Source organism: Acinetobacter sp. GFQ9D191M (assembly GCF_011174875.1).
In the GTDB taxonomy this organism is placed as follows: Bacteria; Pseudomonadota; Gammaproteobacteria; order Pseudomonadales; family Moraxellaceae; genus Acinetobacter.
In genome coordinates this window covers 26,020-36,215 of record NZ_JAALGV010000032.1, presented here as the reverse complement: position 1 = coordinate 36,215, position 10,196 = coordinate 26,020, and the positions used below count along the sequence as shown (strand labels likewise).

The 10,196-nt window shown below is 44.6% G+C and carries 10 protein-coding genes; 2 read left to right on the top strand and 8 right to left on the bottom strand.

The genetic code is table 11. The features are described from left to right. The first annotated feature begins 125 nt into the window (after positions 1–125). Entirely contained in the window at positions 126–584 is a 459-nt protein-coding gene (gene rimI / locus G5T77_RS06590; protein ID WP_159124480.1) for a ribosomal protein S18-alanine N-acetyltransferase, read from the top strand. 27 nt (positions 585–611) lie between these two features. Here rimI and G5T77_RS06585 read toward each other — a convergent pair whose 3' ends face one another. The 3 genes from G5T77_RS06585 to trxB all read right to left on the bottom strand — a co-directional run bounded on the left by G5T77_RS06585 (position 612) and on the right by trxB (position 3,223). Next, the gene (locus G5T77_RS06585; protein ID WP_159124479.1) at positions 612–1,427 is read right to left on the bottom strand and encodes an arginyltransferase; all 816 of its coding nucleotides are present in this window, start codon (positions 1,425–1,427) and stop codon (positions 612–614) included. Positions 1,428–1,448: 21 nt separating this feature from the next. Next, positions 1,449–2,180, bottom strand: a complete 732-nt coding sequence (gene aat, locus G5T77_RS06580; protein WP_034704429.1) for a leucyl/phenylalanyl-tRNA--protein transferase — start codon at positions 2,178–2,180, stop codon at positions 1,449–1,451. Between the two features lie 83 nt (positions 2,181–2,263). Then, positions 2,264–3,223: a thioredoxin-disulfide reductase gene (trxB, locus tag G5T77_RS06575; protein ID WP_004783272.1), complete on the bottom strand. Its 960-nt coding sequence runs from the start codon at positions 3,221–3,223 to the stop codon at positions 2,264–2,266. Between the two features lie 238 nt (positions 3,224–3,461). Between trxB and G5T77_RS06570 the strand changes: the two genes are divergently transcribed. Continuing rightward, entirely contained in the window at positions 3,462–6,512 is a 3,051-nt protein-coding gene (locus G5T77_RS06570; protein WP_166137971.1) for a DNA translocase FtsK, read from the top strand. A 61-nt stretch (positions 6,513–6,573) separates the two neighbouring features. Here the strand turns inward: G5T77_RS06570 and G5T77_RS06565 are convergent, their stop codons facing one another. The 5 genes from G5T77_RS06565 to G5T77_RS06545 all read right to left on the bottom strand — a co-directional run bounded on the left by G5T77_RS06565 (position 6,574) and on the right by G5T77_RS06545 (position 10,195). Continuing rightward, complete coding sequence (locus G5T77_RS06565) at positions 6,574–6,861, bottom strand: PA4642 family protein (protein ID WP_004783267.1); 288 nt, start codon at positions 6,859–6,861, stop codon at positions 6,574–6,576. A gap of 249 nt (positions 6,862–7,110) precedes the next feature. Continuing rightward, entirely contained in the window at positions 7,111–7,383 is a 273-nt protein-coding gene (gene minE, locus G5T77_RS06560) for a cell division topological specificity factor MinE (protein ID WP_004783265.1), read from the bottom strand. Positions 7,384–7,385: 2 nt separating this feature from the next. Further along, positions 7,386–8,198 carry a septum site-determining protein MinD gene (minD, locus tag G5T77_RS06555; RefSeq protein ID WP_166137968.1) on the bottom strand — a complete coding sequence of 271 codons (813 nt, stop codon included), beginning with the start codon at positions 8,196–8,198 and terminating at the stop codon, positions 7,386–7,388. A gap of 64 nt (positions 8,199–8,262) precedes the next feature. Continuing rightward, on the bottom strand, positions 8,263–8,973 hold the full coding sequence (minC, locus tag G5T77_RS06550; protein WP_166137965.1) for a septum site-determining protein MinC: 711 nt from the start codon (positions 8,971–8,973) through the stop codon (positions 8,263–8,265). A gap of 157 nt (positions 8,974–9,130) precedes the next feature. Next, positions 9,131–10,195 (bottom strand): preprotein translocase subunit SecA, encoded by a 1,065-nt coding sequence (locus tag G5T77_RS06545; protein WP_166137962.1) that lies wholly within the window; start codon positions 10,193–10,195, stop codon positions 9,131–9,133. Between the last annotated feature and the right edge of the window lies 1 nt (position 10,196).

Here is a 10,196-nt window from a genome sequence, read left to right as displayed (position 1 = left end):
CCTCATGTTTGAATTCGCCCTAGATTAAAAGACTGAAGAGCAACCTAAGTTGCTCTTTTTTTTGCTCGATTTTTTAAATAAAGTTTCTATAATGCGGAGGTTAATTCTAGATAAGATGAACGAAGATGATTCGTTTGATGCAGGCTGCGGATGTACCAGCCGTTGCCAAGATTGAAACCAAAGTACAATCCCATCCCTGGACCTTTAAACAATTTGAAGATGCTGTTACTGCTTATCAAAGCACTGTGATTGAACAGGCGGGGCAAGTCGTAGGATTCTGCATTTTACAGCCGGTGCTGGATGAAGCCAATTTATTACTGATGGCGATTGATCCTGCACAACAGGGTAAGGGATTGGGTTATCAGCTATTAGATGAATCCATCCAGTTGCTGAAAAATAGTCCAGTACAAATCTTTCTGGAAGTACGTGAAAGCAATACTGCTGCAATTAAACTGTATGAAAAAACCGGTTTTCATCAGATTGATCTGCGCAAGAACTATTATCCGAATTCGAATGGCACTCGGGAACATGCCATTATTATGGTGAAGTCCTGTACTGATGATTTTGCCAGCCTGTTTAAATAATATTCCAGCTCTTATTTGACGACTAAATTACTTGATGATGGGATTATTCCATCCGCTAGGCAAGGTCGTCATCAAGGAGTTTCCCAGATGTTCAATCTCCACAGGGGTAAGGGTGCGGTTTAATCGGCGCCATTGCCCGTCAATCAATAATTCAAGTGGCAGGTATTGAGACTTGTAGTTCATTTTGGCTGAATGTGGAACCCAGTAGCCCAAATACACAAACTGTAAGCCAAGTTTTTGAGTGTGCTCAATCTGTTTCAGAATCGCAAAGGCACCAAGGGAACGGCGGTTCTCATCAGGATCAAAGAAAGTATATACCGCTGAAACGCCATCATCGAGCAGGTCACAAGTCGATACACTGATCAGACGATCATCTTTCCATAATTCCAGAAAGAAACTATCGGTACAGCTTTGCAGTAAAAACTTTTCAAACTGGTCATGGCTAGGTGGATACATGTCGCCATCTGCATGGCGTTCATTAATATAACGTTCATAGAGGGCGTAATGTATATCTGTGGCCTGTTCAGGATGGGTAATTTTAACCGTCAAATCCTGATTACGTTTCCAGGCTTTTTTTTGCGAGCTGTTCATTTGGAATTCATGAACAGGAATACGTGAAGATAAACATTGACGGCACAGGTGGCATTCAGGCCGATAGACAAAATCACCACTACGACGGAAACCGGTACGAGAAAGCTCGGACAGCGTCACTACATCAATACGGTGCGCTGGATCAAGAAAAACCATGTGCGCGGACTTGTTGGGCAGATAGCTACAGTCATGCGGCGGCGTAATATAATACTGTAAATCGTTCAGTAGGGACTGTGGTTGATAAGAGTTCATAGCAAGTGCCCTCTGTTATTTTCATTCACTTAATCGCGCAGACTGCGCTATTGTTTTACTTGAAAATACACCGTCTTGATACTTTTTCCAATTGATCGCAGGCTGTTTTATCACATCTTGTAACGATTTAAGATATGTATGGCGAGAAATTGTACAGGCACCTAGACTCATCAAGTGATCATTCACCAATTGACAGTCAATCCAGGGCAGCTGATTTTCTCTGCCAATCAGCATCAGGGCATAGAAAGCCATTTTAGAAACATCGGTCTGGGTGCTAAACATGGATTCACCGAAACAGCCCTTGCCGATAGTCACCCCATAGAGTCCACCTACTAGGCGATCTTCATCCCAAACCTCAATACTATAACCATAACCCGCATTAAACAGGTCGCAATAACCTTGAATGATCTCTTCACTAATCCAGGTCTCATCTGCATAAGCGCGAGGCAATGAGCAGGAACGGATGACTCTTTCAAAAGCATGATTCACCGTAATTTTATAATCCTGTTTTTTCATGCTTCGAAGCAGGGATTTACTTGGATGATAATCTTCTGGCCGAATAATACAGCGTGGTTCCGGACTCCACCAGCAGATCGGATCACCTTCAGAAAACCAGGGGAAGAGACCATGGGTATAGGCCTCATACAAAGTAGAAGGGGAGAGGTCTGCACCGATACAAATCAGGCCTTCACCCTCAAGATCTGCTTCTTCAGGATTGGGGAAAATGTACTGTGAAGGAGGAAGAAGATGCATGCAGAACCCTGATCTTGAAATAGACTGTTTTTATCATACATAAAAAAACCGCCCATGATGGACGGTCTTTTTATTTTCGCTGCTTAGTCTAATTTACCCATTGCATCGAGATATTTTTCTGCATCCAGTGCCGCCATACAGCCTGAACCTGCAGAAGTAATCGCCTGACGGTAGATACTGTCTGCGATATCGCCTGCAGCAAATACACCCGGGATAGAGGTTTGAGTGGCATTGCCCGCGGTACCACTTTGCACCTGAATATAACCATCACGCAGTTCTAGCTGGCCTTCGAACATGGTGCTATTTGGTTTATGACCAATAGCAACAAACAGACCTGAAACTTCAACATCCTGAGTTGAATCATCTTGGGTGGATTTCAAACGTACCGCAGTGACGCCAGTGGTATCACCCAACACTTCTTCTACCTGATGATTCCAGATAATACTGATTTTGCCTTCTTTTTCTTTTTCAAAAAGATGGTCTTGCAGGATTTTTTCAGAACGTAGTGTGTCACGACGGTGAACCAGGGTCACGTGAGAAGCGATGTTAGAGAGATATAACGCTTCTTCAACAGCGGTATTACCACCGCCCACAACCATGACTTTTTGCTCTTTATAGAAGAAACCATCACAGGTTGCACAAGCGCTCACGCCTTGACCCATAAATGCAGCTTCTGATTCCAGACCCAGGTATTGCGCAGTTGCACCAGTACAAATGATCAGGGCATCACAAGTGAACTCTTCCATATCGCCTTTCAGGACGAATGGACGAACGTTAAGGTCAACTTCATTGATATGATCATAAACAATTTCAGTACCAAAACGTTCTGCATGAGCCTGCATACGTTCCATTAAAGCTGGACCAGTCAGACCTTCAGGATCGCCAGGCCAGTTATCTACTTCAGTCGTTGTGGTTAATTGACCACCCAGTTGCAGACCTGCAATCAGGGTCGGTTTTAAGTTTGCACGCGCTGCATAGACTGCTGCGCTATAGCCAGCAGGGCCAGAACCTAAAATAATCAGTCGTGAGTGACGTGCGCTCATTCGCTGCATCCTTTTTTATTTAGAAATTTATTGAATTATACGTGAAACTGTATAACAGTGGTGTGAGATTAAAGTCGATATTATTGATCATCGAAATCGATTTGGGCTATATAGAAGAAGTACACAATAATGCATCTTTTTTGATGCAACAGGTGCATAATATGCATTTTATTGCGACGCTTTTTTTGAAGCATACCAGCAAAAGAATATTCATGAAGAATTGGTTACAGGACAGTATATGACAGCGGTGTCGAGTGCCTATGCACAGCGCTTAGTAATGACATTATTTTTAGTCTCATTTGGGATTTATCTGTTTCTTGCAACAGTGACCTATACACCATTTGATCCGGGGTGGATGCATATCTCTAGTGATACGCAGACAGTTTCAAATGCCAGTGGGGTTGCAGGGGCCTGGATTTCAGACCTGTTATTTGGCTTTCTCGGCTGGGCAAGCCTGCTGATCCCTGTGTATCTGTTTATGGAAGCAATCCAGGTCTGGTGGCCGCGCAGCTTCCTGAACCGTCCATTCCGCTATGCTGCCCAATTCTTCCTGTTATTGACTACATCGGCGTTGTTGTTCCTGTTCTGGCAAGTTCCAGCCGATACGCTGGATAATTCTTCAGGCGGGATCATTGGCTATGAGCTGGGCCAAAGTCTTGAACAATTACTAACTGTCTATGGCGCAGCTTTTTTCTTGCTGGTGCTTTGGGTGGTTCTGTTTACCTTGGCATTTGGTGTGAAATGGAACAAGACCTGGAGCAGTCTCAAGGCAACACCTGCTTATCTGCAAGACCTGTTCTACCGTAATGTGCCAGAAGGTATGTCTGATTTTGACCGTACCGCACCTGTAATGAAAAAAGAAGCGGTAAAAGCAGCTGCCAAAAAAGTGACAGTACCAGTCACTGCCGCACCTGAGCATGATCTGGTAGAAGTCGACCCTGTAGTTCGTGATCATGTCGCTGAACGCCTGTTTGAGGATTTTGCAGATAAAGAATCGCACCAGCCTCACCACTATGAAGAAGATATTTCTGAACCTGTACAGACATCAGCTTCAGAACCTGTTCAGGAACAAGCACCGCGAACAGTAGAGCCGGATCGTGTGGTGGCAACAGGGGAGGTGTGGCGTGCGTTACATTCCAATGAAGACCAGCGTCACAAGCAGGATATCGATGCTTTGCTTAAAGCTGCAGAAGAAGAGCAAGCTGATTTTTCTCCTGATGCATTTGCAGCTGCGTCAACGAATCACAATGCTCATGAAGTGACATCATCATCTACCGCCAAGAATAATCTGGACTGGGATGATGATGAAATTTTTGATGAGTTATTGGCCGCAGTCCCGCAAGGTAAAACCGCAACGGATGTGCATAGCCCGTTCAATTCAGCAGCAGCTGAAAAATCCCTCAGAATTGTAGAAGATGCTGGAACAATCAGCTCAACTGCGGCTGCTCCACTTATGGCTGCACATGCGATTAAAAATACCAGCCTGGAAGCGGACTTTGAGGATCTGGACGATTTACTGGTTGAAGCTGATGAACCAAAACCTGCACCTGTACGTGCATCAAGTTATGCCCAATCTTCTGCTTTTGTTCAGGCACCGATTCAGCGTGTAGAGACAGCAGCTCAAACCGCAGCGACCAATGCAGCAGTTCGGGAAGCATTGTCCAAAGAAGAGTTTATTGAAGCTTGGCATGAAACTGCCGGTAAGCCTCAGGATGAAGACGAGTTTGACTTCGATGCGCCACTGACCGATGCCGCTGGTCGTCCAATGTCACGTGCCATGCAGGTCGCTGAGCGCCGTAAAGACCTGTCACCATTGCCGGGTCTGGAATTGCTGGATAAAGTCGATCCGAACAAAAAAGTGAATTTCACTGAAGAGCAATTATCCCGTTTATCAGAACTTCTGGAAATCAAGCTTCAGGAATTTAACGTTAAAGCCAAAGTGGTCGAGGCTCAGCCAGGCCCAGTCGTGACCCGTTTTGAACTGGACCTTGCGCCTGGTGTGAAAGCTTCCAAAGTCACTAATATTTCACGTGACTTGGCCCGTTCGATGTCAATGGCTTCAGTACGTGTAGTCGAAGTTATTCCAGGTAAGCCTTATATCGGCATTGAAGTTCCGAACAGTAGCCGTGAAATGGTGCGTTTGATTGAACTGGTACAGATTCCAAAATTCAATGATCCAGATGGCATTTTGTCGATGGCCATGGGTAAGGATATTTCGGGCAATCCGGTGATTACTGAACTGGGTAAAGCACCGCATATGCTGGTAGCAGGGACTACGGGTTCTGGTAAGTCGGTGGCGGTTAACTCGATGATTCTATCGATGCTATTGAAGTACACACCAGACCAGTTACGCCTGATCCTGATCGATCCGAAACAGCTTGAATTGGCCAACTATAACGATATTCCACACCTGTTAACCCCAGTTGTGACCGATATGAAAGATGCAGTCAGTGCCTTGAACTGGTGTGTGAATGAAATGGAACGTCGTTACAAACTGATGTCTTTCCTGAAAATTCGTAAGCTCAGCGACTATAACCGTAAGGTAGAAGAGGCGCTTGCCAATGGTGAAGAGCTATTTGATCCAACCTGGAAAGCGAGTGAATCAGTCGCAGGGGAACGTGCACCGCGCTTAACGCCATTGCCATCGATTGTGATTGTTGCCGATGAGTTCGCGGATATGATCATGCAGGTCGGTAAGAAAGCTGAAGAGATGATTACCCGTCTGGCACAAAAATCCCGTGCTGCCGGTATTCACCTGTTACTGGCAACTCAGCGTCCCTCAGTAGATGTGATCACTGGTCTGATCAAGGCGAATATTCCGACACGTGTCGCACTTCGTGTGAACTCGAAAATCGACTCACGTACCATTCTCGATGCAGGTGGTGCAGAAGATCTGCTCGGTCATGGTGATATGCTGTTCCTTGGCCCGGGTAAAATTGAGCCGGAGCGCGTACACGGTGCCTTTATTGCCGATGATGAAGTGAACCGGATCTGTGATGCATGGCGTGAACGTGGGGCGCCTAACTATGTGGATGAGATCCTGACTCCATTTGATGAAGAACCGTCTAGTCGCGGCTTTGAGGATGGTGGAGATGGTGGATCTGATCGAGATGCGCTGTATGATCAGTGTGTGGCTTTTGTTTTGGAAACCCGCAAAGCATCAACTTCATCTTTGCAGCGTAAGTTCAGTCTGGGTTATAACCGTGCTGCACGGATCATTGACCAGATGGAAGAAAATGGCATTGTCAGCTCAATGGGTGCCAATGGGAAGCGTGAGATCTTGGTTTAAATCCAGAATCTCTAGCGATTAAAAAAGCCTGCTTTAAGCAGGCTTTTTTATGCATTACAACTTATGCAAATTTTTCTAATACTGCGAGGAACTCGGCACTTTGACGCGGATAAGTGGCAATCACGTCATGAATGCGCTGTCCTTCCGGATTGGTGGCGTTAAGATCGCGACCGTCTGCGACAAATTTGGTTAGTAGGCGTTCATAATCAAAAGGGCGCATATGCTTGAATGCATGATAAAGCACATGAAAATCTGCATTGACGCCTGCAGGAGGAAGCTGATTCAGGTAGGCATATACACGCTCATCTGACCATTCTTCGTTAAAGGTCGCTGGTTGAGATAATGCCATCGCAATCTCCTTGATGTAATTCTTCGGCATGAAAAAAGGCAAAATATGAGTTCGCAAGAGGCAAAGTCTTATCATGCACTTTGTCTATTCGAAGTATCACTTCACGTTTTGAGATGAGGTAAAAAAAATACTAATTACTATCAAGTCTACGCGAAGCCAAGCTTCTGGTCTTGCGTCTCAACAAAGCGGCGCTTTGTTGAGGCTCATATTTTGCCTTGAATCAATTTACTTGACTAATCAAAATTCAGATTATCGCTCTTCAGGTAAATTGATATTCATTTCAAGCATTTCAATGTTTGCTTCAGAACGTACCTGCATCTGAATGTGCTGTTCATCAACCCCGCGGACGTAGCGATTGACCACTTGCATGATCTCTGTCTTCATCTGGTCAATTTTATCCTGACTCAAACGGCGCCCCAAACCCTGTTCAGAAGCAACAATGACTTTCAAACGGTCTTTCGCGGTTTGTGCGCTTGATGGTTTATCCTCGCTACTAAAAAGTTTACTCCAGAATCCAGCCATGTTTACGCTCCAAATAATCGTGCTAACCAGCCCTTAGGTTTTACTTCGATATGACGGTAAGGGCGCTCTTCACCCAGGAAACGTGCTACAAGGTCATCATAAGCCTGACCTGCGGCAGATTCGGTAAAGTGAATCACTGGTTTACCTTCATTCGATGCCTGTAGAACGCTTGGACACTCAGGAATAACACCTAAGGTTGGAACACGTAAAATATCTTTAGAAATATCGTCAATCGTTAACATTTCCTGTTTATCGGCACGTTCCGGATTGAAACGGGTAATACACAGGTGTTTACGGATGCGACCTTCGTTTTGTTCTACTTTTTTAGTTTTACTATCTAACATGCCAATGATGCGGTCAGAGTCACGTACTGAAGAAATTTCAGGGTTAGTCACAATGATGGCTTCATCTGCATGGTACATGGCTAAAATGGCACCACGTTCAATACCTGCAGGTGAGTCACAGACGATATAATCAAATTCCTGTGAAAGCTCATCCATTACACGTTCTACGCCTTCATCAGTTAAAGCATCTTTATCACGTGTTTGTGAAGCAGGTAAAATATATAAATTTTCAATATCTTTATCGCGAATCAGTGCTTGTTGTAATCGTGCTTCGTTATTGAGAACATTTACAAAATCATATACTACACGGCGTTCACAGCCCATAATCAAATCAAGGTTACGCAAGCCTACATCAAAATCGATTACCACAGTTTTGTGGCCACGTAGGGCTAAACCTGTTGCAAAAGATGCACTTGTTGTAGTCTTACCTACGCCACCTTTGCCTGATGTTACGACAACAATTTTCGCCACCGAATCCACTCCTGTTATGGTTCAAATCCCCTATAAAATGGGGTTTTTGGTGTTTATTTATACATTAAAATTGTAGAGCTTCAAATACAAGCTCTTGTTGATCATTCAAGTAAATATGCACGGGTTTTTTCACAACATTCGGTGGAATGTCGTCGGCCACACAGTAAGTACCTGCAATAGAAATCAGTTCGGCCTCCAGCGCATGGCAGAAAATACGCGCTGCAGTATTGCCACCCGCACCTGCAATCACACGGCCACGCGCGCTGCCATAAATATGGATATTGCCTGAAGCAATCACTTCTGAACCACTGTTTATTCCGGCCGTAATAATAATGTCACCCTGATTCTGCACAATGCATTGGCCGGTGCGCAGAATTTCATCATGATAAGAAGTCACATGCGCAATAATAGGTGCTGCATCAGCTTTTTCATCGTCAGCAGTAGATTCAGGTTTGACTTCCACGACCTGTTCTTTGGTCGCCTTAATTTCCTGCAACTGACGGTCAGGTGGCAGAACAGGGAACTGAATCGCACGAGCCTGATCCCCCAGAATCCCTTCAGTCACCGCCATAGGCTGAACTTCGAGATCAATCAGTAACTGGATCAGGGCAATCAGTTCCTGGTCGACTGAACTTTCAATTACCGCCAATGTGCCTGGCGGAAAAGCCGCTTGTAATTTTGGTTTCAGTTGCTGGCGGATTGCATCATGATCATTGGTATCGAGGCTAATGCGTAGCGCATTGACCATTCTGCCTTTTATCCGTATGTCAGCCATAATTTTTCCTTAATACTTCTGACTTGCTGTTTTATGTCGAAGCAATGTTGTAAATAGTGCAAATCCTAGAACAAATTTCGTTAATTCTCTAGCGATCCAAGTTATTTTTTTATACGAATAGAATCCACTTATCTTAGCCGATTCCACAAATGAAAACTCATCTATCGATTGAGCCCTGATTTTGTTCGTGTTCTTCTAAAATCTGTTGCCACTGTTTTACTTTGACCTGTTTTTGAATGGCTTCAAGTGTTTCAAAAACAGCCGATTCGACTAATTTATCAATATGTGGATTATGTTCAATCTGAATCTGGCTAATCTTATCTGAAATCATGGCAAAAGTCGGGTTTTCTTGTGATCCGCTATGTGTAAAAGGATCAATCAGGCCTTGGGTGATATTTTCTCCCAGACGTTGACCAATACTCTGGATCTGTCGCTCCAGTCGCCCGCCCACAATGGGAATCAGACGCAGAAGCTGAGTGAGTTCAGGTGTATCTTCAATGGCCTGATTGACGACTTGCCCGACATTTTTTGAAATCATGAAGCGCTGTGCCTGTAATTCCTTGCCCAAAGACTCTTGCAAGATATCTGCCAAAGCAACAGCCAGTAATTTACGGTGATGTTCCACCAAATCATCAATTAATTGTTTATGTGATGTGCTGGTGCTGAGTTCACGTTTAATGCCATCCAGTACCGTCAATACTACACGGCTCGAAAGTTCTTCCATCAGCAGGTTATAGTAGAAATTACCCCGTCTATACCAGCTTGCCGGTATGACTTTGTATCCATGGCTATGCAGGTTGTAGCCAATCGCGACTGCACGTAACAGACGCAGAAAACGTAGCTGTGGGATGATGGATAAAATTTCATACCAGTGCACAAAGGGAAAGAACCACCAGCGGGCATGGTGGCGCATAACAATGGCAATGAACCAGCGAACGATGAGTTCAATAATCAGGAAGGTGGTAAACCATCCCTCGGTAATCATTACCCAGGGACGTAATTCACTTTTATAAAACTGCAAGACATCAGGCAAGCGAATGAAGTCAAACAACCAGTGCCCAAAATCGCTCATCAGAATGGCATTGGCACAGAGACAGAACAAATTGATGATGATGACAACCATCATGAAAATGTCATAAATCAGTGCAATTTTCCAGCCCCAGGTGCCTTTGCGAATAAACTTAAATGAGCTGGACACGAGGTCCGGGTTGTCGTTCTTCATA